We start from the raw sequence: 23,451 nt of genomic DNA, 5'->3' as shown, positions 1-23,451 counted from the left end.
ATGCGCGCGCTGGTAGCCTGGGCCGCCATGACCGGCTTTCATTCCTTTGTTCCATGACCGCAGACCCGAGCGACTCCTCCATGGTCCGCGTGCGCGGGGCGCGCGAACACAACCTGAAGAACGTGGACGTGGACATCCCGCGCAATGCGCTGGTGGTGTTCACCGGCATCTCGGGCTCGGGCAAGTCGTCGCTGGCCTTCGGCACCCTGTTTGCCGAGGCGCAGCGGCGCTACCTGGAATCCGTGGCGCCCTATGCGCGCCGCTTGATCGCCCAGGTGGGCACGCCCCAGGTGGACAGCATCGAGGGCCTGCCGCCCGCCGTGGCGCTGCAGCAGCAGCGCGGCGCCCCGGGCGCCCGCTCGTCGGTGGGCAGCGTTGCGGCGCTGTCCACACCGCTGCGCATGCTGTACTCGCGCGCCGGGCGCTATCCCGCGCACCAGCCCATGCTGTATGCGGAGGACTTCTCGCCCCATACCCTGCAAGGTGCCTGCCCGCACTGCCAGGGCCAGGGCCGCACCTACGAGGTGACGGAAGCGTCCCTGGTGCCCGACGATTCGCTGACCATCCGCCAGCGCGCGGTGGCCGCCTGGCCGGGCGCGTGGCAGGGGCAGAACCTGCGCGACATCCTGACCACGCTGGGCCACGACGTGGACGTGCCCTGGCGGGAGCTGCCGCAGGACTTGCGCAACTGGATCCTGTTCACCGACGAGCAGCCTACGGTGCCGGTGTATCCGGGCCTGAACGCCGGCCAGGTGCGCCAGGCGATAGGGCGCGAGCAGCCACCCGGCTATATGGGCACCTTCAGCAGTGCGCGGCGCCACGTGCTGCACACCTTTGCCAACAGCCCGAGCGCCACCATGAAAAGGCGAGTGGCGCAGTACCTGGTGGCCACCCCATGCCCGGTCTGCCATGGCAAGCGGCTGAAGGCCGAGGCGCTGGCGGTCACCTTCGCGGGGCACGACATCGCCAGCCTGTCGCAGCTGCCGCTGTCCACCCTGGCCGAGCTGCTGCGCCCGGCGGCCGAAGGGCGGTTGGGCGAGGGCGAGGCGGCAAACGCGCCTGCCGCACCCGGCCAGCGGCGCGCCAGCGGCAGCACGCACCACACGGGGGCGCCCGACGTGCATCGCACCGCCTGGCTCTCGCCAGAGAAGGTGCTGGCCGCGCAGCGCCTGGCCAGCGAGGTGCGCAAGCGCGTGCTGGCGCTCATCGAGCTGGGGCTGGGCTACCTGTCGCTCGATCGCAGCACGCCCACGCTCTCGCCGGGCGAGCTGCAGCGCCTGCGGCTGGCCGGCCAGCTGTCGTCGCATTTGTTCGGGGTGGTCTATGTGCTCGATGAGCCTTCGGCCGGGCTGCATCCGGCCGATGGGCAGGCGCTGCTGGCGGCCCTGCAGAACCTGAAGGCCGCAGGCAATTCGTTGTTCGTGGTCGAGCATGACCTGGCCACCATGCGCCGCGCCGACTGGCTGGTGGACGTGGGGCCTGCGGCCGGCGAGCAGGGCGGTGAGGTGCTCTACAGCGGCCCGCCCGCGGGCCTGGCACAGGTGCCGCGCTCGGTCACGCGCCGCTACCTGCTGCCCGATGCGGGTGCCGCCACGCCCGTAGCCCGCCAGCCGCGCCGGCCGCGCGAGTGGCTGCAGCTGCAGGGCATCACGCGCAACAACCTGCAGGGCGTGGATGCACGCTTTGCCCTGGGCTGCATGACGGCAGTGACGGGAGTCTCCGGCTCAGGCAAATCCAGCCTGGTGAGCCAGGCGCTGCTGGAGCTGGTGGCCGCCCACCTGGGCCAGCCGCTGGCGCCAGCCGAAGACGAGGGCGCCGAGCCCTGGACGGGTGAGGACGCGGCGCCAGAGTCCCCAGGCGCAGCGTCGCCAGGCCCCGCGGCTGGCAGGATTGCCGCGGGCGCCGAGCATATCCGCCGCCTCGTGCCGATCGACCAAAAGCCCATCGGGCGCACGCCGCGCTCCAACCTGGCGACCTACACCGGCCTGTTCGACGCCGTGCGCCGGCTGTTTGCCGCCACGCCCGCTGCCCGCGAGCGGGGCTACGACGCAGGGCAGTTCTCCTTCAACGTGCCCAAGGGGCGCTGCGAGGTCTGCGAAGGGCAGGGCAGCGTGAGCGTGGAGTTGCTCTTCATGCCCAGCGTCTATGCGCCATGCCCGGCGTGCCACGGCGCCCGCTACAGTGCGGCCACCCTGCAGGTGCTGTGGAACGGCCTGTCGATTGCCGATGTGCTGGACCTCACCGTGGATGCCGCCTGCGCCGCGTTCGCCGATGAGCCGCAGGTGCTGCGCCCGCTGGCAGTGCTGCGGGACATTGGCCTGGGCTACCTGCGCCTGGGGCAGCCGGCCACGCAGCTCAGCGGCGGCGAGGCCCAGCGCATCAAGCTGGCCACCGAGCTGCAGCGCCCGCAGCGCGGTGGCACGCTGTACGTGCTGGACGAACCCACCACCGGCCTGCACCCGGCCGACGGGGACCGCCTGCTGGCCCAGCTGGACGCGCTGGTGGCCGCCGGCAACACTGTGGTGCTGGTCGAGCACGACATGCGTGTGGTGGCAGCCTGTGACTGGGTGATCGACATGGGGCCGGGCGCCGGGGCGCAGGGCGGGCGCATCGTGGCCGAGGGAGCGCCTACAGACGTGGCGGCGGCAGCGGCCAGCCGCACCGCGCCCTACCTGGCCCAGGCGCTGGCCGGCGGCTAGCCGCCAGGCAGCGCGCCGCCGCAGTCGCCGCGGCCAGGCAACCAAGTGTGACGCCTGCCGCCCGCGGCGCTGGCGCGGCGCGCTATCCGTGACAATAGCCCTTTGCCAGCGAAGGCAGCGCCGCCCGGTGCGGGCCCCGCCGCACGGGTTGCGCTGCCGCAAGAAGGGGTTTGTGAACACGATGAACATCGTCATCCTGGATGACTATCAGGACGCAGTGCGCAAGCTGCACTGCGCCACGCGGCTCGACTCCTATTCCGCCAAGGTCTATACCAACAACGTCAAGGGCCTGGGCCAGCTGTCGGTGCGCCTGCGCGATGCGGACGTGATCGTGCTGATCCGCGACCGTACTCACCTCACCCGCCAGCTGCTGGACAAGCTGCCGCGCCTGAAGCTCATCGCCCAGACCGGGCGGGTGGGCGAGCACCTGGACGTGGCCGCCTGCACCGAACGCGGCATCGCCGTGGCCGAGGGCGTGAGCTCGCCGGTAGCCCCCGCCGAGCTGACCTGGGCGCTCATCATGGCGGCCATGCGCCGGCTGCCGCAGTACATCGCCAGCCTCAAGCATGGCGCCTGGCAGCAGTCGGGCCTGCGCGCGGCCTCCATGCCGCCCAACTTTGGCCTGGGGATGGTGCTGCGCGGCAAGACGCTGGGCATCTGGGGCTACGGGCGCATCGGCCAGATCGTGGCCGGCTACGGCCGCGCCTTTGGCATGAACGTGCGCGTGTGGGGCAGCGAGGCCTCGCGCGCGCAGGCCCTCACCGACGGCCTGCAGGTGGCGCGCACGCGCGCCGAGTTCTTCGCCGAGTGCGACGTGCTCTCGCTGCACCTGCGCCTGACGGAGGAGACGCGCGGCCTGATCACGCTGGAAGACCTGTCGGCCATGAAGCCGACGGCACTGTTCGTGAACACCTCGCGCGCCGAGCTGCTGCAGCCCGATGCACTGATCGCCGCCCTCAACCGCGGCCGCCCCGGCATGGCGGCGGTGGATGTGTTCGAGACCGAGCCCATCCTGCAGGGTCAGGCGCTCCTGCGGCTGGAGAACTGCGTGTGCACGCCGCACATCGGCTATGTGGAGCAAGACAGCTACGAGCTGTACTTCGGCGCGGCCTTTGACAACGTCGTCAACTTCATCAAGGGCACGCCCACCAACATCGTGAACCCCGGCGCGCTGCAGGTGCGGCGCTAGGGACGTATTTGCGGTCTGCGCGCAAAGGGTGCGGGATGCAGGCCGCCTTAAGGCCGCGGCCGCGCACCCGCGTGAGGGTCGCCAACACGTCCTCAGAGGCTCACTGCGGCAGCGCCTCCAGGGCGAACAGCGGCACCTGCGCCTCGCGCCTGAGCCACAGGCCGCCGCCCAGGTTGATGAAGTGCGGCGCCAGGCCGCGGCGGTACAGCTGGGCGCGGTGGCGGTGCAGGCGCGGGTCGGTCAGGTCTTCGTCGATGGTGCCGGCCTCGTAGTCCTCGCGCGTGACGGCCTCCAGGTACAGCGCGCCGCGCGTCAGGCGGGCCAGGTTGGCCAGGGCGGTCTTCAGGTCTGCGGGGTTCAAGTAGGGCAGCACGCCCTGGCAGATGACGAAGTCGAACGGCTCGCTGGCCGCGTAATCGACCGCCGAGCCTTGCTGCCAGCCGTAGCGCTGGCACAGGTACGGGCTGAACTCCACGCCCTGGTAGTGCGCGCCGGGCAGGTGCTGGGCAATGAGGGGCTGCCACAGGCCCACGCCGCAGCCCATGTCCAGCACGCGCTGCACCGGCAGGCGCAGGTAGTGCAGATAGCTGCAGACGAAGGCGGCCAGCCGCGCCAGGTGCTGCGGGTCGGCCACGCTGGTTTTCTTGTCGAAGTAGTAGCGCTGGTAGTACGCCTGGTCAAACCATTGCTCGCTGGCTGATTGCACGCCGGTGGGGCCTTTCATGGCGGCGGCGCCGGAGTGGCGCCGCTCAGGCCCTGAGTATCGCCCAGCGGGCGCCGCCGCGGTTTGAAGTGTTTTTGGCCTCCAGCCTTTGCTGGACAAGCGCTGGTAGCTATTAAAGTGATAGTGAGCATCAGACCGCAGGCTGAGCGCCGCGCTGGCGCCACGCGCTCCAGGTCAGCAGCGCCAGCACCAGCGCCACCATGGGCAGCATGCCGGCGTTGATGCCGCCCCAGCCCACCGTGTGCAGCAGCTGGCCCGAGCCGAAGGAAGCCACCGCGACCGTGCCGAAGACCAGGAAGTCGTTGAGCGCCTGCACCTTGGCGCGCTCGGCCGGGCGGCAGCACTCGGTCAGCAGCGCCGTGGCGCCGATGAAGCCAAAGTTCCAGCCCACGCCCAGCAGCACCAGCGCGCCCCAGAAGTGGGTCAGCTCCAGCCCCATCAGCGCCAGCGCGCCCGACGCGGCGATCAGCACCAGGCCCAGCGCCGTGATGAGTCGCTTGCCGAAGCGCGCGATCAGCCGCCCGGTGAAAAAGCTGGGCGCGAACATGGCCAGCACGTGCCACTGGATGCCCAGCGCCGCCTCGCCCACGCTGTGGCCGCAGCCCACCATGGCCATGGGCGCGGCGGTCATCAAAAAGGCCATCAGCCCGTAGCTGACCACCCCGGCCAGCGCCGCCAACGCGAACTGCGGCGTACGCGCGATCTGCGAAAGCGCCCGCGCGCCCTCGGCGTGGGACCGTGGCGGCGGGGGCGGCAGGCGCAGCGCCAGCAGCAGCGGCAGGGCCAGCAGCGCCAGGGCCGCCTGGCTGTAGAAACTGCCGGCAAAGGGCGTGGCCGGCAGGCTGTCGCGCGTCCAGATGACCACCTGCGGGCCGATGACCGCGGCGACCAGCCCGCCCAACATGACCAGCGAAATGGCGCCGGCCTGGCGCGAGGGCTCGCCCACCGCATCGGTGGCAGCGAAGCGGTAGCTTTGCACGCAGGCACCATAAAAACCCGCCAGCGTGGTGCCCAGGCAAAACAGCACGAAGTCCGAGCGCGAGATGCCCCAGGCCGCCACCAGACCCGACAGCACGCCCATCGCTGCGCCCAGCAGATACGCCAGGCGCCGGCCAGCGCGGTGCATCAGCCAGGCCGCCGGCAGCGTGGACAGCGCCAGGCCCAGCTGGTACAGGCTGACCGGCAGCGTGGAGGCTGCAGGCGTGGACGACAGCATTTGCCCCACCAGCCCGCCCAGCGAAATGATGATGGGCGGCGAGGCCCCGCCGAGCGACTGGGCAAGTATTAGCAGCGTGAGGTTACGCCGCTCCAACGATCTTTCATCGGTGGTCACAATCGATTGGGCCCGGCGTGAAGCAGATAGTAAAAAAAGTATTCTTCACACGTTGCACATCTGCAAACCATGCTTCATTTTGTCATCCTATTCCTACAATCACGCCTTGTTGCGCAAACGGGGCAGTGACGACCCAAAAGGACGGATATGTTGACATGGGAGTGGTGGGGAGACGCCAAAGCTTGGCTGGAACCTGTGCGGGGGTTGATTGCCACGACGATTCTCGCGGGCATTGGAGGCTATGGCCTCAAGAAATTAAAGCGGTCACTGCCCGAGTCGCTCTTGAAAAGAGAGCCGCCTAGTGCCTGCCTGCCGGCAGGTGACCTGGCAATGCTCAATCGTCTTTATCAAGGCCAGGCCCTCTGTAGCGGTCCTTATTTCCATGAGCCGGTGGTCGAGGACTTGGGAGCGTGGGAGCTCACGGCGGCTGAACAAACCTCTGCTGATCAGTTTCGCCTGAAGCTTCGCCAGGCAAACGTCCCCAACGATGCGCACGCAGCCATCACAGGCTCCATCGATGTGGAGGACGATCCGGTAGCGCTTCAAGTGCGCACGATGGACTATGCGGTTTTGAAGGCATTGCGAGAATCGCGACCCAATGCAAGCTGGCCAAGAATCCTCAGCGCCAGCGCGTTGGTCATTGACGCTCCCGAAAAAAGATTGATCCTGCATCGTCGCTCTCCCAAATCCGCCACATATCCGGAGCATCTACACACAATCGGAGGGGCTTACTGGCCGGCGATGGAAGGCCGGGATGGCGACCGTGGCTCGGTGCGCAATACTGCCCTGCGGGAGACCCTGGAAGAGCTCAATACTGCCATCGCTATCCGCAAGGAAACGCCTTTGTGCTTGCTGCAGGAAGTGCAAACCGGTTTTGTGCAGTTTGTCTATTTGGGCTGCGAATTGTTTGACTCGGAGTACTTGAAGTCCAATGCAGAAGGAAAGTTCACCTGCGTTTCCTTCGTGAATTTGGCAGACGTCCTCAAAGGAGAGCGCCGGCTGGTGCCCACCGGCGAAGCGGCTATTTTGATGTGGCTGGCCATGGGTGCGCCGGGAGTGGATCCAGACACCAGATTCTCGGGACGCAGACCCCGTCAGCTCTTCGCCGATATCTGTAAGGAGCGGGGAGCGTCGGCGTCTCAGGCTTCGGCACGCTCTGATTGATTGCCAGTCGTGCCCCTGAGCGTATCGGGCAGGCTGCGCTCATTCGTGCGTTGGCCGGCGCAGCGTCAGAACATCAATGCGCGCCGGCACACCCAGGCGCACCGCAAAGCCGGCCCACAGACCGGCGCCGTTGCTGACGAACAGGCGCATGTCGCCTACCTGGTACAGGCCGCGGACGAAGCCGTTGTTGAAAGGCGCCACCACCCAGCGGTCGAAGCCGCGGATGTGCCCGCCGTGCGTGTGTCCGGCCAGCTGCAGGCCGATGCCGTGCTGCGCGTAGTCGCGGGCGAACTTGGGTTGGTGCGCCAGCAGCAGGTGAAAGTCGGCCTTGCCGGCCCGTGCCTGCGCCGCCACGGCCGCCACATCCGGGGCCACGCCCTCGGGCACGGCCGGGTTGGCGTTGTGTTGCGAGGTACGGCCATAGACAGGGTCGCCGATGCCCGACAGCGCCAGGCGCGCGCCCTGCACCTGCAGCAGCGCCGTGCGGTTTTGCAGCACCGACAGGCCCAGGCGGGCGAACTCGGCCATCCAGGCGTCGTAGCCGCTGTAGTACTCGTGGTTGCCCGGCGCCAGCCACACGCCCAGCGGCGCGTGCAGCCCGGCCAGCGGCGCCACCGACGGGGCCGTGGCGCTCACCGGGCCATCGACCATGTCGCCCGGCAGCACGATCAGGTCGGGCCGGGCGGCCAGCGTGCGCTGCACCACTGCCTGCAGGTAGCGGGCGTCGTTCACGGGGCTGGCGTGCAGGTCCGCCAGCACGGCCACGCGCAGGCCGTCCAATGCCGGGGGCAGCGCGGGCAGGGTGATTGACTGTTCATGCACCTGCGGCGGGCGCACCGCCGCCCACACCCCGTAGGCGGCAACGGCCGCGGCCAGGGCCAGCAGCGCGGGTGTCAGCACCGGGCCGTGCAGCAGCCGCGCTGCGCCGGCCGCACCGCCCAGGTGGGCCGCCAGCCAGGCCAGATCGCGCAGCAGCACCAGGGGCAGCGCCAGCGCCAGCGTGGCCAGCGCCCAGCCGCTGGGCACCTGCAGATGGGCAGCGGTGACGTAGCCCAGGCGGCCAGCCTGCATCAGGTACAGCAGCAGCGCGGGCGAGCTGGCGAGCAGTGCGGTGGCGGCCGCTGCGGCCAGGCGCACGGGCCAGGGCAGGGCACTTGCCGGCCACCACAGCCACAAGGACAGCAGCGGGATGACGGCGGTCGAGAACAGGAGCATGGCAGGTGCCGCACGGGCAGAAAAACGGCGCAGAAGTCGGCAAGAGAGGCGCGAGCATACCCGCGGGGACAAAGGCCGCGCCGGTCACCTAGGCGACCGCGCCTCGGGGGCGACCCGGATGCCGCATGCCGCCAGCCGGTCTAGCCTTGGTGTTTGCATCCTTTCCCCTTCCTTGCCCAACGCCGTGCCTGAACCGACCACTCCCCCCGCCCACCACGCCTTCTGGCCCAAGCGCCTGCCTTTTTCGATCACCGTCCCGGCCACCAGCGTGTGGGACAACCTGGCCGTCAACGCGCGCCGCTATCCGGACAAGGCGGCGCTGGTCTTTCTGGGCAGCGCGACCAGCTATCGCGAACTGCACGCGGGCGCCGAGCGCCTGGCGGCCTGGCTGCACGGCGCGGGCGTGCGGCGCGGCGACCGGGTCATCCTGCTGGCGCAGAACACCCCGCAGCTGGTGCTGGCGCACTACGCCATCTGGCGTGCCAACGCGGTGGTGGTGCCGGTCAACCCGATGAACATGGCCGAGGAGCTCAAGCACTACATCCAGGACTCGGGCGCCCGGGTGGCCATCACCACCGCCGACCTGGCGCCCGGCCTGGCACAGGCCAGCAATGCCTTGCCGGGCGGCGAACGCCTGGAGCACCTGCTGGTCACCCGCTTCACCGATGCCTTCGAAGCCCAGGCCGAAGGGCCGGCCGCGCCGCCCCAGGCATGGCGCGAGTGGCTCACCGCCGAGCGCGCCGCCGTGCAGCTGGACGGCGGCCGCGTGCATGCCTGGGCCGATGCCCTGGCCTGCCAGGACGCGCCGCCGCCGCACACCGTGGGCCGGGACGACCTGGCCGTGCTGCCCTACACCAGCGGCACCACCGGCCATCCCAAGGGCTGCATGCACCTGCACCGCAGCATCAACCACAACGCCGTGGCCAGCGCTGCGTGGGGCAATGGCACCAGCGAAAACGTGGTGCTGGCCGTGGTGCCCATGTTCCACATCACCGGCATGGTCTCGGTGCTGCACAGCGCCATCTACCTGGGCGCCACCGTGGTCATCATGCCGCGCTGGGACCGCGAGCTGGCTGGCCGCCTCATCTCGCACTACCAGGTGACCACCTGGACCAACATCCCCACCATGGTCATCGACCTGCTTGGCAGCCCCAACTTCGCCTCGTTCGACCTGTCCAGCCTGAAGTACATCGGCGGCGGCGGCGCGGCCATGCCGCAGGCCGTGGCCCAGCGCCTGCTGGAGCAGTACGGCCTGCGCTTTTGCGAGGGCTATGGCCTGACCGAGACCGCGGCGCCTTCGCACAGCAACCCGCCGGACCACCCGAAGCAGCAGTGCCTGGGCATTCCCTTCATGAGCACGGACGCGCGCGTGGTCGATCCCGAGACCCTGCGCGAGCTGCCCCAGGGCGAGCAGGGTGAGATCGTGGTGCATGGCCCCGAGGTCTTCGAGGGCTACTGGCAGCGCCCCGATGCGACAGCCCAGGCCTTCTTCGAGCTGGACGGCAAGCGGTTCTTTCGCACCGGCGACCTGGGCCGGGTGGACGAGGAGGGCTACTTCTTCATCACCGATCGCCTCAAACGCATGATCAACGCCAGCGGCTTCAAGGTCTGGCCGGCCGAGGTGGAGGCGTTGATGTTCCGCCACCCGGCGATCCAGGAAGCCTGCGTGATCGGCACCCAGGATGCCTACCGCGGCGAGTCGGTCAAGGCCGTGGTGGTGCTGCGCGCCGGGCACGAGCACACCAGCGAGCAGGACATCCTGGACTGGTGCCGCGCCCACATGGCCGTGTACAAGGCGCCGCGCTCGGTGGAGTTCGTGCCGGCATTGCCCAAGAGCGGCAGCGGCAAGGTCATGTGGCGGCTGCTGCAGGAGAAAGAGCACAAGCCGGCGGGGGCGGCCGCACAGTAGGAAAATGCGGCAATTGCCTCATATGTGACGAAGGGCTGCGCTGTGCAGCCCTTTCGCTTTTCCCGCACCCCATGGCCTTGTCGATCACCTTTCCCGAAAACCTCCCCGTCAGCGCCCGCCGCGAGGAAATCATGGCGGCCATCGCGCAGCACCAGGTCGTCATCGTGTGCGGCGAAACAGGCTCGGGCAAGACCACGCAGCTGCCCAAGATGGCCCTGGCGCTGGGCCGGGGCCGGGCCAATGCGCCCGAAGGCGCGCGCGGAAAGCTGATCGGCCACACCCAGCCGCGGCGCATTGCGGCCAGCAGCGTGGCCAAGCGCATCGCCCAGGAGCTCGACACCCCGCTGGGCGAGGTGGTGGGCTACAAGGTGCGCTTTGCCGACACGCTGCACAAGGGCGCCTCGGTCAAGCTGATGACCGACGGCATCTTGCTGGCCGAGACGCAGGGTGACCCGCTGCTGCTCCAGTACGACACGCTGATCATCGACGAGGCGCACGAGCGCAGCCTGAACATCGACTTTTTGCTGGGCTACCTCAAGCAGCTGCTGCCCCGGCGGCCGGATCTGAAAGTCATCGTCACCTCCGCCACCATCGACGCCGAGCGCTTCGCCAGGCATTTCGCCAGCAAAGAAGGCCCGGCGCCGGTCATCATGGTCTCTGGCCGCACCTATCCCGTGGAGGTGCGCTGGCGGCCGTTCGAGGAAAGGCGGGACTTCGACCTTCAAGATGCCATCGCCGACGGCGTGGACGAGCTGTGGGCCGGTGGCGCGGGCGGCGACATCCTGGTGTTCTTGCCCGGCGAGCGCGAGATCCGCGAGGCCGCCGACCACCTGCGCAAGCACCTGCAGCACGCGCCCCTGCTGCGCAATGCCGAGGTGCTGCCGCTGTTCTCGCGCCTGTCCCAGGCCGAGCAGGACCGCATCTTCGAGCCGCACGGCAGCCGGCGCATCGTGCTGGCCACCAACGTGGCCGAGACATCGCTCACCGTGCCCGGCATCCGCTATGTGATCGACGCCGGCACGGCGCGCGTCAAGCGCTATTCGCTGCGCAGCAAGGTAGAGCAGCTGCTGGTCGAGCCCATCAGCCAGGCCGCAGCCAACCAGCGCGCCGGCCGCTGCGGGCGCGTGGCCAACGGCATCTGCATCCGGCTGTATGACGAAGCCGGCTTTTTGCAGCGCGACGCCTTCACCGACCCGGAGATCCTGCGCTCGTCGCTGGCCGGCGTCATCCTGCGCATGAAGTCGCTGGGCCTGGGCGAAGTGATCAACTTCCCCTTCCTGCAGGCGCCCTCGGGCCGGGCCATTGCCGACGGCTACCAGCTGCTGCAGGAGCTGGGCGCCGTGGACGAGCGCGGCCAGCTGCTGGCCACCGGCCGCGAGCTGGCACGCCTGCCGCTGGACCCGCGCGTGGGCCGCATGATCGTCGAGGGGCGCGAGCGCGGCGCCCTGGCCGAGGTGCTGATCGTCGCCGCCGCCCTGTCGGTGCAGGACGTGCGCGACCGCCCGATGGACGCCCAGCAGCAGGCCGACCAGCAGCACGCCAAGTTCGACGACGAGAAGAGCGAATTCAGCGGCTACCTGCGCCTGTGGCAGTGGCTGCACGACGCGCGCGGCGGCAAGCAGGTGGCGCACAGCCGCCGCGAGATGGCCGCCCAGGCGGCCACGCGCACTGCCGGCGTACCGCGCAACCTGGCCGTGCTGCCCGTGGCCCGGCGCCAGCAGGCGCTTGCGCCCGTGCAGGCCGCACCGGCCGATGCGGGCGACAGCCACCGCCTGAGCAACCGCCAGTGGGAGCAGCTGCTGCGCCAGAACTTCATCAGCATCCGCCGCGTGCGCGAGTGGCGCGACATCCACTCGCAGCTGCTCATGGTGGTGCGCGAGCACCAGTGGCCCCTGAACACCGAGGCGGCGGGCTACGAGGCGCTGCACCTGTCCATGCTCTCGGGCCTGCTGGGCAACATCGGCTTTCGCGCCGAAGAGGCCGACGCCTACCTGGGCGCGCACGGCATCAAGTTCCATCCGCACCCGGGCGCGCATCTGTCCAAGAAGCCCGGGCGCTGGATCGTCGCCGCCGAGCAGGTGGAGACCACGCGCCTGTACGGTCGCGGCATCGCCGCCGTCGAGCCGCCATGGCTGGAGCAGGTCGGCGCCCATTTGCTGAAAAAGCAGCTGCTGGAGCCGCACTGGAGCAAGAAGCAGGCGGACGTGGTGGCGCTGGAGCGCGCCACGCTCTACGGCCTGGTGGTCTATGGCGGCCGGCAGGTCAGCTATGGCCGCATCGACCCGCACGAGGCGCGCCAGATCTTCATCCGCCAGGCGCTGGTGCAGGGCGAGTGGGACGCGCCCTGGCCCTTCCTGGCGGCCAACCTGAAGCTGGTGCGCAAGGTCGAGGAGCTGGAGCACAAGAGCCGGCGCCAGGACGTGCTGGTGGACGACGAGTTGATCTACGCCTACTACGACCAGCTGCTGCCCGAGGGCGTGTTCAGCGGCGCGACGTTCGACAAGTGGTACCGCGTGGCCAGCCGCGAGCAGCCGCAACTCTTGCGCCTGTCGCGCGAGGAGCTGATGCGCCACGAGGCCGCGGGCATCACCACCGACAACTTCCCGCGCACCGTCAAGCTGGGCGGCGTGGACTGCAGCGCCAGCTACCTGCATGCGCCCGGCGACGCGCGCGACGGCGTCACCGTGACGGTGCCGCTGTTCGTGCTCAACCAGGTCAGCGAAGAGCGTGCCGAGTGGCTGGTGCCCGGCATGCTCAAGGACAAGATCCAGGCGCTTTTGAAAAGCCTGCCGCAGCGCCCGCGCAGCCGCTTCGTGCCGCTGCCTGAAAGCGCCGCGCGGCTGGCGCAGCTGTTCACGCAAGAGGGCCAGTGGGCGCAAGGCAGCCTGGTGGACGCGCTGCTGAAGGCCGTGCGGGGCGAAACCTCGCTGGACGTCAAGCGTGCGGACTTCAAGCTGGACATGCTCAGCCCCCACCTGTTCATGAACTTGCGCATCACCGACGAGCACGGCCGCCAGCTGGGCCAGGGCCGCAATCTGGCCGCCCTGAAGGCCGAACTGGGCACCCGTGCGCGCGGGGCCTTCCAGGCGCTTGCTTCACTAAAGATAGCTGCCAGCGCTGATCCAGAGCCGGTTACAGCATCAAAACGTTTCCAAAAGCCCGCGGGTCAAGCGCCAGCAGCTATCAAAAATGAGGTTGCTGCCGCTGCCCCCGCTGCGCAGCGGGCCGAGGCGCGCTACACCGCCTGGAGCTTCGGCGAGCTGCCCGAGCTGATGGAAATCCGCAAGGGCAGCCAGACGCTGATCGGCTTTCCCGCGCTGACCGACCAGGGCGACGCGGTCGGTATCGAGGTCTTTGACGAGCCCGAGGCGGCCGCTGCGCGCCACCGGGCCGGCCTGGTGCGCCTGTTCGCGCTGCAGTTGCGCGACGCGCTGAAATATCTGGAAAAAAACGTTCCCGATCTGCAGAAGATGGCCGTGGCCTACATGCCGCTGGGCACGCAGGAGGAGCTGCGCGCGCAGATCATCGGCGTGGCGCTGGAGCGCGCCTTTTTGTCCGAGCCGCTGCCGGTAAACGAAGTGCAGTTTCAGCAGCGGGTGCAGGAAGGCCGCGCCCGGCTGACGCTCATCGCCAATGAGGTGGCCCGGCAGGCCGGCGTCATCTTGCAGGAATATGCCGCCGTGCAGCGCAAGCTCAAGGACACCAAGAACGCCCGCGACGCCGTGGCCGACGCCACCCAGCAGCTGCAGCGCCTGATGCCCCGCACCTTCCTGGCCGCAGCGCCCTGGGCGCAGCTGCAGCACTACCCGCGCTACTTGAAGGCCATCGTCAGCCGCCTGGACAAGCTGCGCACCGACCCGGCCCGCGACGCCGCCCGCCTGAAGGAGCTGCAGCCGCTGGAGCAGCGCTACACGCGCCTGCTGGCCGAACGCAAGGGCCAGCAGGATGCACGTATGCAGGAATACCGCTGGATGCTGGAGGAGCTGCGCGTGAGCTTTTTCGCGCAGGAGCTGCGCACGCCGTACCCGGTAAGCACCAAGCGGCTGGACAAGGTCTGGGCGCAGCTGGCTTCGTGAGGGCCCTCGCGGGCGCTTTTATGCCCGCCTGGCTTGGATGACCGGCCCGTGTGGCCCGGCCCGAAGGAGCCGTCAACAGGCCAGCGCCAGCCGATCCAGCTCGGCGCACACATCGGCCATGCGGCCGGAGATGACCAGGCGGCATGCGCCGTCGGCCTGCGGACGCATGATCACGCGCAGCGGCGGCCCGGCCGGGCGCTGCGCAGCCGCGACCGGCACGATCGGGGGCGCCGGCACCAGCTGCAGCGCAACGTTGGGCACGGCCAGCGGAATGCTCGGGCACCAGGGGGCGCGGGCACGCCCACGCAGTTGATAGGCCACGCGGCGCAGCGGGCGGCTGACGGCGGAGACGAGAGGCAGCGACGAAGTCCAGGCAAGCAAGGCGGACGCCATGTGAAAACTCCCAACCCTCACCAAGAGGGCGACAAGATGGACACAGGCAGGATTGCCGAATGAAAAGCAAACTTGCGCCCATCCGCAGGGCCGGCTTGTAGGGCTTTGGAGGCCTCACAAGCCAGACGCCCGCCACCTGCGGCAGCGCTGGTGCAGGCGGCTGCCTACATCAGCATCGTGTTGCGGATCAAGCCTACGGCCAGGCCTTCGATTTCGAAGGGCTCGCCCGGCTCGACACGGATGACGGGGTAGTCAGGGTTTTCGGGCAGCAGCTCGATGGCGCTGCCCGTGCGGCGCAGCCGCTTGACGGTGACCTCGTCGCCCAGGCGGGCAACGATGATTTGCCCGCTGCGTGCTTCGCGCGTGGACTGCACGGCCAGCAGGTCGCCGTCCATGATGCCGGCGTCGCGCATGGACATGCCGCGCACCTTGAGCAGGTAGTCGGGCTTGTGCTGGAACAGCGTGCCCTCGACCACGTAGCTCTGGTCCACATGCTCTTGCGCCAGAATCGGCGAGCCTGCGGCCACGCGGCCGATCAGGGGCAGCGTGAGCTGGCTCAGCCCGGGGATGGGCAGGCTGAACTGGGCGCCACGCGCCGCGTTGATGCTGCGCACCGCCTCGCTGCGCAGGCGGATGCCGCGCGAGGTGCCGCTGACCAGCTCGATCACGCCCTTGCGGGCCAGGGCCTGCAGGTGCTCCTCGGCCGCGTTGGCGGACTTGAAGCCCAGCTCCGCCGCGATCTCGGCGCGCGTGGGCGGCGCGCCGGTGCGCGCGATGGCGGTCTGGATCAGGTCCAGGATCTGCTGCTGGCGGGCGGTGAGCTTGGGAGGGGTGAACATGGCGCGCTCCATAAAGGACGGGGTCAACGGACGGGAGAATGAACAGGAGTACTGTTTATTGATCCAGTATCTGTATTTTTGAACAGTTTTTCAGAGGATGCAAGAGGCATGGCAGGAAAAATCGTGGTACTGGGCACCGGCGGCACCATTGCCGGCACCTCCGACGTGGCCGGCGCCAGCGTCGGCTACACGGCCGGGCAGCTGGGCATCGGGCAGCTGCTGGCCGCCGTGCCGCAGTTGGCGCAGGCCGCGCGCGGCCCGCTGGTGGCCGAGCAGCTGGCCCAGGTGGACAGCAAGGACATGACGCACGCGCTGTGGATGCAGCTGGTGCAGCGCTGCCTGTTGCATCTGGACGACAAGGCCGTGGCCGGCATCGTCATCACCCACGGCACCGACACGCTGGAGGAAACCGCCTGGCTGCTGCACAACCTGCTGCCCTCGCACAAGCCGGTGGTGCTGACCAGCGCCATGCGCCCGGCCACGGCGCTGGTGCCCGATGGGCCGCAGAACCTGCTGGACGCCGTGGCGCTGGCCGCCGACCCCGGTGCGCGCGGCGTGCTGGCCGTGGCCGCCGGTGTGGTCCATGGCGCGCGCGAAGTGGCCAAGATGCACCCGCTGCGGCTGGATGCCTTTGCCTCGGGCGACGGCGGGCCGCTGGGCTGGATGGACGCGGGCCCGGTGCGCTGGGCGCACGGCCGCGCCCCTGAGCCCGCAGCCCCGCGCCACGGCGCACTGGCGCGGCAACTGGGACAGCGGCCGTGGCCGCGCGTGCAGATCGTGCTGAGCCATGCCGGCGCGGACGGCAGCGTGGTGGACGCCCTGTTGGCTGCCGGCGCGGTGGACGGCCTGGTGGCCGCCGCCACCGGCAACGGCACGCTGCACGAGGATCTGGAGCTGGCCCTGGCCCGGGCTGCGGCGGCCGGCGTGGCGGTGTGCGTGGCCTCGCGCTGCCCGCAGGGCCGCATGCTGGCGTTGCCCCCTGATGCGCCCTGGAGCAGCGCCCCCGGCCTGTCGCCCATGAAATCGCGCATCAGCCTGATGCTGCAGCTGATGGAACGCTGAAAGCGGCAACGCCCCGCGAAGGCGAGGCGTTGGCCAGAGGAGAGCGGGGCGCTTTAACTGGACAGGGCGGCCAGCGCGCGCTCGGTGATCTGCTCGACCGTGCCCGTGCCGCTGATGGCGCGGTACTTGGGCGCGTTGGCCGGGTCGGCCTCGGCCCAGCTGGAGTAGTAATGGACCAGGGGGCGGGTCTGCTGGCTGTACACATCCAGCCGCTTCTTCACGGTCTCTTCCTTGTCGTCTTCGCGCTGCACCAGCGCCTCGCCGGTCTCGTCGTCCAGGCCTTCGGCCCTGGGCGGGTTGAACTTGACGTGGTAGGTACGGCCCGACGCCGGGTGCGAGCGGCGCCCGCTCATGCGCTCGATGATGGCATCGAACGGCACGTCGATCTCCAGCACGTAGTCCAGCTTCACGCCGGCCGCCTTCATGGCGTCGGCCTGCGGGATGGTGCGCGGGAAGCCGTCAAACAGGAAGCCTTCGGCGCAGTCGGGCTGGGCGATGCGGTCCTTCACCAGATTGATGATCAGCTCGTCGCTGACCAGCTGGCCGGCGTCCATCACGGCCTTGGCCTGCAGGCCCAGGGGCGTGCCGGCCTTGACGGCGGCGCGCAGCATGTCGCCGGTGGAAATCTGCGGAATGCCGAACTTCTGGCAGATGAACGCGGCCTGCGTGCCCTTTCCGGCGCCTGGAGCGCCCAGCAAGATCAGTCTCATGGGAAGGTCCTCTCGGGGGTTTTTACAAATCGGGGGTGCGCCGCAGGGGGCGCTGGCAGGCCTCAGGAACGGCGCGGGGCCGGGGCTGCTTCATCAATCAGGCGGGCGAGAATAACATGCGTTCCCGGCGTGGAGCTGACGCGAAAGCGGCCCGTAGCCCCCAGCCCGGCGGCTCTGCGGCGCGTGGGGTTGCCCGCTTTTCGATGAGGAGTTTGGCCCTGTCTTCTCCTGCACTCCAGAACACCCTGGCCTTGCTGGGCCGGCTGCTGCTGGCCTGGCTGTTCCTGCCTTCGGGACTGAACAAGCGGGGCGGCGGCTTCGCCGGGACGGCTTCCTGCATCGCCTCCAAGGGTCTGCCCCTGCCCGAAGCGGGCGGCCGTGCTGGCCATCGGGGTCAAGGTGCTGGGGGGCGCGGCGCTGGTGCTGGGCGGGGGCACGCGCTGGACCAGCCTGGCGCTGGCCTTTTCACGCTCGCGGCGGGCATGATCTTCCACGACTGGTGGGCCATGCTGGCCGAGGCGCAGATGCTGCAAAAGATCGTCTTCAACGAGCACTTGGCGGTGGCTGGCGGGCTGCTGGTGCTGGCCGCCTTCGGCCCCGGCGCCTACAGCCTGCAGAACCGCCGCCCCGCGCAAACGTGAAGAAGACGAAAAAGCGTCAACCCGCTGCGGCCAGCAGCGTGCGCACGCGCTCCAGATCCTCGGGCGTGTCCACGCCGGCACCCGGCGCCTGCGCGCTCACGTGCACGGCGATGCGGTGGCCGTGCCACAGCGCGCGCAGCTGCTCCAGCTGCTCCAGCTGCTCGGTGGGCGCCGGTGCCAGCTGCGGAAAGGCGCGCAGAAAGCCCACGCGATAGCTGTACAGGCCAATGTGGCGCAGCGGCGCAAAGCCGGGCGGCGCGGCGCCCGTCTGCCACCAGGCGCTGCCCGTGGCATGGTCGCGTGCGAAGGGGATGGGCGCGCGGCTAAAGTAGCTAGCCAGGCCCTGCGCATCGGTCACCACCTTGACCACATTGGGGTTGGCCAGGTCCTGCGCGCTGGCGATGGGATGGGCGGCGGTGGCCATGGCGGCCTCGGGCCGCCGGGCCAGCAGCTCGGCCACGGCGTCGATCAGCGCCGGCTCGATCAGCGGCTCGTCACCCTGGACGTTGACCACGATGTCGCTGTCAGCCAGACCCAGCAGCTCGCAGGCCTCGGCCAGGCGGTCGCTGCCACTGGCGTGGTCGCTGCGCGTCAGCACGGCCGGCACGCCGTGCGCCAGGCAAGCCTGCAGGATGCGCTCGTCGTCAGCCGCCACCACGCAGCGAGCGGCGGCGCTGTGCGCGGCGCGACAAGCCACGCGCACCACCATGGGCAGGCCGGCAATGTCTGCCAGCGGCTTGCCCGGCAGGCGGGTGGAGGCCAGCCGCGCGGGAATGAGGACAGTGAACGCAGGCGCCGGCGCAGCGCTCACGCCTGCGGCTCCAGTTCGTCGTCGGTCAGGGTGCGGGCCTCGTTTTCCAGCAGCACGGGGATGCCGTCGCGCACGGGGTAGGCCAGCCGCGCGCTGCGCGAGACCAGTTCCTGGCGCTCGCGGTCGTAGGTCAGCGGGCCCTTGGTGACGGGGCACACCAGCAGTTCAAGCAGTTTCGGGTCCATGGCAGGGCTACTCCAATGAAGCGGTCGATGATAGCGACGCGAGGCGCGCGTCCAGCGCGGCGAAGAAGGCTGGGTCCACCTGCAGCCGCAGCGGCAGGGCCAGCGCGTCAGGATGCCGAGGCTGGAGTTTGACGCCGTCTTTTTCGGTACAAATCAGCCTCAAACCCGCGTCAGGCAAGCGCTGCCAGCTACTGAAATCATAGTGATCTGGCAGCGCCTCGCAGACTTCGGGGCGCAGGCCCCGGGCGCGCAGCATGGCAAAGAAATCCTCCGGCCGGGCAATGGCTGCCACGGCGTGCAGCCGCTCGTGCACTAGGCGGGCCAGCGGCACGGCGCGGCCGGCGCCATCCACCGCGTCGTCCGCCAGCGTGCGCTGCAGGGCAAAGTGCGGGGCCTGGCCGCCGGCCGGGGGGGCGCCGGTGTGCAGCACAAAATCCACGGCGCGCGGCCAGGGCTCGCGCAGCGGGCCGGCCGGCAGCAGCCAGCCATTGCCCACGCCCTGGTCGTTGAACACGCAGATCTCCACGTCGCGCGCCAGCGCCAAGTGCTGCAGGCCGTCGTCGCACACCAGCACGTTGACCTGCGGGTGCGCCGCCAGCAGGGCTTGGCCTGCCTGGGCGCGCCGGGCGGCCACGAAGACCGGCACGCCGGTGGCGCGCTCGATCAGCAAGGGCTCGTCGCCGACGTCGGCGGCCGTGCTGCAGGCTGCCCGCACCGGGCGCACGTCGCTGCCCTGGCGGCCGTGGCCGCGCGAGATCACGCCGGGCCGCCAGCCGGCCGCCTGCAGGTAGCGCACCAGGGCGATGGTCACAGGGGTCTTGCCGGCGCCGCCGGCGATCACATTGCCCACCACGATGACGGGCACCGGCAGGCGCGTGCGGCCCAGCACGCCCGCCGCATACAGCGCGCGGCGCAGGGCCGTCAGCAACCGGTAGGTCAGGGACAGGGGCCAGAGCAGCCGCGCCAGCGGCCCGCGGCGCTGCCAGGCCTGGCGCAGGCGCGCGCTCATGGCTGCCGCGCGCCTAGCGCTGCGCCGCGCCGGCCGTCTGGGTGGCGAAGGTGATCTGCGTCAGGCCCACGCGGCGCGCGGCCTCCATCACCGTCACGACCGACTGGTGCGGGGCCGAGGCGTCGGCGCTGATGATGACCACGTTGGGGCCGGTGCCGCCGGCACTGCCGGCAGCGGCCGCGCCGGCCAGCGCCTGGGCCAGGCCGTCCACCCCGCGGCCCTCCAGCGTGTCCTTGTTGACGGCGTAGCGGCCGTCGGCGGCGACGGCCACGATGATCTCGCGCGGGCGGTCGCGCAGCTGCTCGGCGTCCGCCACCGGCAGGGTCAGCTGCAGCTCGGTGAACTTGCTGTAGGTGGTGGTCAGCATCAGGAAGATGAGGATCACCAGCAGCACGTCGATGAACGGGATCAGGTTGATCTCCGGCTCTTCCTTGGGGCGGGGGCGGAAGTTCATGGCACGCTCTGGATTCAGCGCGGCAGGCGGGCCAGATGGCGCACGAACTGCTCGGCCGACAGCTCCAGGGTAAGCAGGTAGGCGTCCACGCGGCTGCGGAAGTAGCGCCAGAAGATCAGCGCCGGGATGGCGACGATCAGGCCGAAGGCGGTGTTGTACAGCGCCACCGAGATGCCGTGCGCCAGCTGCGCGGGGTTGCCCCCGCCCATGCCGGCGGCGCCGCTGCCGGCCTGCGAGCCGAAGATCTCGATCATGCCCACCACCGTGCCCAGCAGTCCCAGCAGCGGCGCGGCCGAGGCGATCGTGGCCAGCGCGCTCAGGTATTTCTCCAGCCGGTGGGCGGCGGCGCGGCCGGCGCCCTCCATGGCGGCGCGCAGGTCCGCGTCCGTGGCGCCGGGATGGGCACGGGCACGCAGGCCGGCGGCCAGCACCTCGCCCAGCGCGGAGCTTTGGGCCAGCTGGTTCACCGTATCCGGCGCAGGCAGGCCTTTGGAGGAGACCGAGATGGCCTCATCCAGCAGTTTCGGGGGGGCGACGCGGGCGGTCTTGAGCGCGACGAAGCGCTCGATGACCAGCGCCAGCGCCAGCACGGAACACGCGAGCAGCGGCCAGATAGGCCAGCCGGCGGCTTGTATGATCGACAGCAATTCTCACTCCACTCAGGCTAGGGAAGGCAGCGGGCGATTATGGCGCAGCGCACACAGGCCTTTGCGGCCCGCGCCATCGCATCTGCAGCGTGGCTTATCCACCGTTTCTGTGGATAACTTTGTGGGCAACCCCTTGGTGAATGCCCGCAGGTCCGCGCCGCTCGGGGGCTGCGGTGGTCCGATGAAATTTTCAGCGGCAAAAATCTTTTTCAAATCAATGACTTGTAATCCCGCCAGGCGCCGCAGCGTGGTACACGCCCGAGTGCGCGCATCGTGCGCCGCTGGCCGTTTGCTGTGGACTACTGGCCCGTGGCAATCGCCCGCAAAGGCAGGCCCCGCCTATGTTTGAGCCGGAAAACCCAGGCCTGGCGCGGCCTGTATGGCAGGTTGGGGCGCTATGCCGCGCCATTGCTGACGCGCTGCAGGCACGCTTCAACCCGGTGGCGGTGCGCGGCGAGATCACCGGCTTTTCGCGCGCCGCCAGCGGGCACTGCTACTTCACGCTCAAGGACCGGGATGGGCAGATCCGCTGCGCCATGTTCCGCCGCGCCGCCCAGCAGCTGGATTTTTCGCCGCGCGACGGCGAGCTGGTCGAAGTGGTAGGCAAGCTGGGCGTGTACGAGGCACGCGGCGACCTGCAGCTGATCGTCGAAGACATGCGCCGCGCCGGGCAGGGCGCGCTGTTCGAGGAATTTTTGCGGCTGAAAGCCAAGCTGGAGGCCGAGGGCCTGTTCGACGGCGCCCGCAAGCGTCCGCTGGCAGCCCTGCCGCGCGGCATCGGCATCGTCACTTCGCCCGGGGCGGCCGCGCTGCACGACGTGGTCACCGCGCTGCGCCGGCGCGTGCCGCACATCCCCGTGGTGCTGGTGCCGGCCCTGGTGCAAGGCGCACAGGCGCCAGCGTCGATCTGCGAGGCGCTATCAAAACTGTATCTGCTTGCGCAGCAGGGACGCGCGGCTGAGCCTGATCTGGCGGTTGACGGCGCGCCGTCCATCGATGCCATCTTGCTGGTGCGCGGCGGCGGCTCCATCGAGGATTTGTGGGCCTTCAACGACGAGCGCGTGGCGCGCATGGTGGTGCAAAGCCCGGTGCCGCTCATCAGCGGCGTGGGGCACGAGACGGACTTCACCATCGCCGATTTTTGTGCCGACCTGCGCGCGCCCACACCCACCGCCGCCGCCGAGCTGGTGGCACAACCGCGCGAAGTCTGGCTGGGGGTGCTGCAGCTGCTGGCCGATCGGCTGGCGGACGGCGTGCAGCGCCAGATCGACCAGCGCCTGCAGCGCCTGGACATGGCCGCCCAGCGCCTGGGCCGGCCCTCGGGCCTGGCCGCGCGTCAGCAGCTGCAGCTGGCCCGGCTGGCGCAGCGCATGCGCCATGCCGTGCTATTGAAATTGCAGCGCCTGGCGCATGACCAGCAAGCGCTGCAGGCCGATTTGCCTCGAAAGCTGGCGCAGGGCCTGCAGCGCCAGGACCAGCGCCTGGAGCAGCTGGCGCTGCGCCTGTCGCTGCTGAACCCGCAGCGCGTGCTCGAGCGCGGCTACGCGGTGCTCACCGACGACCGGGGCCGCACGGTGGCCGACGCAGCCGGCCTGCGCACCGGCGACGCGCTGCGTGCCACGCTGGCGCATGGCCAGGTGGACCTGACCGTCGCCCAGCCGCGCCTGCTGTAGCGCCGCGTGCCAGTGCCGGCCCCTGCCTACAGCGAAACGCGCGGCTGTTTCCTACAATGGCCTGTTCGCTCCGCCGGACCGCCGGCGGCCGACCTCATCCCTAACGAGAAGGAACCACCATGGAACACACCCTGCCGCCGCTGCCCTATCCGATCGACGCGCTGGCGCCGCACTACAGCCAGGAGACGCTGGAGTACCACCATGGCAAGCACCACAAGGCGTATGTCACGAACCTGAACAACCTGCAAAAGGGCACCGAGTTCGAGAACATGCCCCTGGAGGAGATCGTGAAGAAGTCCAGCGGCGGCATCTACAACAACGCCGCGCAGATCTGGAACCACACCTTCTTCTGGAACTGCATGACCCCGGGCGGCGGCGGCGAGCCTTCGGGCGCGCTGGCGGACGCCATCCGTGCCAAATGGGGCAGCTACGGCGCCTTCAAGGAAGCCTTCGTCAAGAGCGCTGCCGGCAACTTCGGCTCGGGCTGGACCTGGTTGGTCAAGAAGGCGGACGGCAGCGTGGACATCGTCAACATGGGCGCCGCCGGCACCCCGCTGACCACCGAAGACAAGGCGCTGCTGACGGTGGACGTGTGGGAGCACGCCTACTACATCGACTACCGCAACGAGCGCCCGCGCTTTGTCGAGACCTTCCTGGACAAGCTGGCCCACTGGAAGTTCGCCGAAGCCAATTTCGCTGGCTGAGACGCACGCTGACC

Annotated in this window: 21 protein-coding genes and 1 pseudogene; 11 read left to right on the top strand and 11 right to left on the bottom strand. The window is 69.6% G+C overall.

What is annotated here, in order from left to right:
- The first annotated feature begins 53 nt into the window (after positions 1–53).
- Together C7H73_RS10675 and C7H73_RS10670 are read left to right on the top strand one after the other, a co-directional pair.
- Entirely contained in the window at positions 54–2,699 is a 2,646-nt protein-coding gene (locus C7H73_RS10675) for an excinuclease ABC subunit UvrA (protein WP_106846630.1), read from the top strand.
- Between the two features lie 181 nt (positions 2,700–2,880).
- Positions 2,881–3,888, top strand: a complete 1,008-nt coding sequence (locus tag C7H73_RS10670) for a D-2-hydroxyacid dehydrogenase family protein (RefSeq protein ID WP_106846629.1) — start codon at positions 2,881–2,883, stop codon at positions 3,886–3,888.
- Between the two features lie 100 nt (positions 3,889–3,988).
- On the opposite strand, the gene C7H73_RS10665 is transcribed toward C7H73_RS10670, so the two are convergent.
- Positions 3,989–4,594, bottom strand: a complete 606-nt coding sequence (locus tag C7H73_RS10665) for a class I SAM-dependent methyltransferase (protein WP_106847630.1) — start codon at positions 4,592–4,594, stop codon at positions 3,989–3,991.
- Positions 4,595–4,742: 148 nt separating this feature from the next.
- Entirely contained in the window at positions 4,743–5,924 is a 1,182-nt protein-coding gene (locus tag C7H73_RS10660) for an MFS transporter (RefSeq protein WP_405124760.1), read from the bottom strand.
- Between the two features lie 168 nt (positions 5,925–6,092).
- Here C7H73_RS10660 and C7H73_RS15560 point away from each other — a divergent pair, with 168 nt between their 5' ends.
- The gene (locus C7H73_RS15560) at positions 6,093–7,109 is read left to right on the top strand and encodes a hypothetical protein (RefSeq protein WP_157948346.1); all 1,017 of its coding nucleotides are present in this window, start codon (positions 6,093–6,095) and stop codon (positions 7,107–7,109) included.
- Positions 7,110–7,148: 39 nt separating this feature from the next.
- On the opposite strand, the gene C7H73_RS10645 is transcribed toward C7H73_RS15560, so the two are convergent.
- Positions 7,149–8,324, bottom strand: a complete 1,176-nt coding sequence (locus C7H73_RS10645; RefSeq protein WP_106846625.1) for a metallophosphoesterase — start codon at positions 8,322–8,324, stop codon at positions 7,149–7,151.
- A gap of 184 nt (positions 8,325–8,508) precedes the next feature.
- On the opposite strand from C7H73_RS10645, the gene C7H73_RS10640 reads away from it, so the two are divergent.
- Together C7H73_RS10640 and hrpA are read left to right on the top strand one after the other, a co-directional pair.
- Positions 8,509–10,233, top strand: a complete 1,725-nt coding sequence (locus C7H73_RS10640; protein WP_227001321.1) for a long-chain fatty acid--CoA ligase — start codon at positions 8,509–8,511, stop codon at positions 10,231–10,233.
- A gap of 71 nt (positions 10,234–10,304) precedes the next feature.
- Complete coding sequence (gene hrpA, locus C7H73_RS10635) at positions 10,305–14,309, top strand: ATP-dependent RNA helicase HrpA (RefSeq protein WP_106846623.1); 4,005 nt, start codon at positions 10,305–10,307, stop codon at positions 14,307–14,309.
- Between the two features lie 72 nt (positions 14,310–14,381).
- Here hrpA and C7H73_RS10630 read toward each other — a convergent pair whose 3' ends face one another.
- The gene (locus C7H73_RS10630; protein WP_106846622.1) at positions 14,382–14,702 is read right to left on the bottom strand and encodes a hypothetical protein; all 321 of its coding nucleotides are present in this window, start codon (positions 14,700–14,702) and stop codon (positions 14,382–14,384) included.
- 164 nt (positions 14,703–14,866) lie between these two features.
- Positions 14,867–15,541: a transcriptional repressor LexA gene (gene lexA, locus C7H73_RS10625; RefSeq protein ID WP_106847629.1), complete on the bottom strand. Its 675-nt coding sequence runs from the start codon at positions 15,539–15,541 to the stop codon at positions 14,867–14,869.
- A gap of 108 nt (positions 15,542–15,649) precedes the next feature.
- Between lexA and C7H73_RS10620 the strand changes: the two genes are divergently transcribed.
- Positions 15,650–16,603 carry an asparaginase gene (locus tag C7H73_RS10620; protein WP_106846621.1) on the top strand — a complete coding sequence of 318 codons (954 nt, stop codon included), beginning with the start codon at positions 15,650–15,652 and terminating at the stop codon, positions 16,601–16,603.
- Between the two features lie 53 nt (positions 16,604–16,656).
- Here the strand turns inward: C7H73_RS10620 and adk are convergent, their stop codons facing one another.
- Positions 16,657–17,313, bottom strand: coding sequence for an adenylate kinase (gene adk, locus C7H73_RS10615; protein ID WP_106846620.1), 657 nt, complete (start codon positions 17,311–17,313; stop codon positions 16,657–16,659).
- A gap of 116 nt (positions 17,314–17,429) precedes the next feature.
- Here adk and C7H73_RS15895 point away from each other — a divergent pair.
- From C7H73_RS15895 to C7H73_RS15855, 3 genes and pseudogenes are all read left to right on the top strand, one after another.
- Positions 17,430–17,627: pseudogene (locus C7H73_RS15895) on the top strand (hypothetical protein); the annotation flags it as partial.
- 64 nt (positions 17,628–17,691) lie between these two features.
- Complete coding sequence (locus C7H73_RS15860) at positions 17,692–17,799, top strand: hypothetical protein (protein WP_319424418.1); 108 nt, start codon at positions 17,692–17,694, stop codon at positions 17,797–17,799.
- Positions 17,796–17,954 carry a hypothetical protein gene (locus C7H73_RS15855; protein WP_319424417.1) on the top strand — a complete coding sequence of 53 codons (159 nt, stop codon included), beginning with the start codon at positions 17,796–17,798 and terminating at the stop codon, positions 17,952–17,954. Before C7H73_RS15860 ends, C7H73_RS15855 begins: the two co-directional genes overlap by 4 nt.
- Positions 17,955–17,970: 16 nt before the next feature.
- Here the strand turns inward: C7H73_RS15855 and kdsB are convergent, their stop codons facing one another.
- From kdsB to C7H73_RS10585, 5 genes are read right to left on the bottom strand one after another with little or no spacing between them, the layout of a single operon-like run.
- A complete protein-coding gene (gene kdsB, locus C7H73_RS10605) occupies positions 17,971–18,765 on the bottom strand; it encodes a 3-deoxy-manno-octulosonate cytidylyltransferase (protein ID WP_106846619.1) in 795 nt (264 codons plus the stop codon).
- Positions 18,762–18,950: a Trm112 family protein gene (locus C7H73_RS10600; protein WP_106846618.1), complete on the bottom strand. Its 189-nt coding sequence runs from the start codon at positions 18,948–18,950 to the stop codon at positions 18,762–18,764. Before C7H73_RS10600 ends, kdsB begins: the two co-directional genes overlap by 4 nt.
- Before the next feature lie 7 nt (positions 18,951–18,957).
- Positions 18,958–19,959 carry a tetraacyldisaccharide 4'-kinase gene (gene lpxK, locus C7H73_RS10595; protein WP_106846617.1) on the bottom strand — a complete coding sequence of 334 codons (1,002 nt, stop codon included), beginning with the start codon at positions 19,957–19,959 and terminating at the stop codon, positions 18,958–18,960.
- 13 nt (positions 19,960–19,972) lie between these two features.
- A complete protein-coding gene (locus tag C7H73_RS10590; protein WP_106846616.1) occupies positions 19,973–20,413 on the bottom strand; it encodes an ExbD/TolR family protein in 441 nt (146 codons plus the stop codon).
- Between the two features lie 14 nt (positions 20,414–20,427).
- A complete protein-coding gene (locus C7H73_RS10585) occupies positions 20,428–21,060 on the bottom strand; it encodes a MotA/TolQ/ExbB proton channel family protein (protein WP_106846615.1) in 633 nt (210 codons plus the stop codon).
- 341 nt (positions 21,061–21,401) lie between these two features.
- On the opposite strand from C7H73_RS10585, the gene xseA reads away from it, so the two are divergent.
- Together xseA and C7H73_RS10575 are read left to right on the top strand one after the other, a co-directional pair.
- Complete coding sequence (gene xseA, locus C7H73_RS10580) at positions 21,402–22,733, top strand: exodeoxyribonuclease VII large subunit (RefSeq protein ID WP_106846614.1); 1,332 nt, start codon at positions 21,402–21,404, stop codon at positions 22,731–22,733.
- Between the two features lie 119 nt (positions 22,734–22,852).
- The gene (locus tag C7H73_RS10575; RefSeq protein WP_106846613.1) at positions 22,853–23,437 is read left to right on the top strand and encodes a superoxide dismutase; all 585 of its coding nucleotides are present in this window, start codon (positions 22,853–22,855) and stop codon (positions 23,435–23,437) included.
- The last annotated feature ends 14 nt before the right edge of the window (positions 23,438–23,451 follow it).

It is taken from the genome of Pulveribacter suum, assembly GCF_003013695.1.
Classification (GTDB): domain Bacteria; phylum Pseudomonadota; class Gammaproteobacteria; order Burkholderiales; family Burkholderiaceae_C; genus Melaminivora; species Melaminivora suum.
Note: the sequence above shows the minus strand (reverse complement) of the source record. Positions and strands in the feature narration are given on the sequence as shown.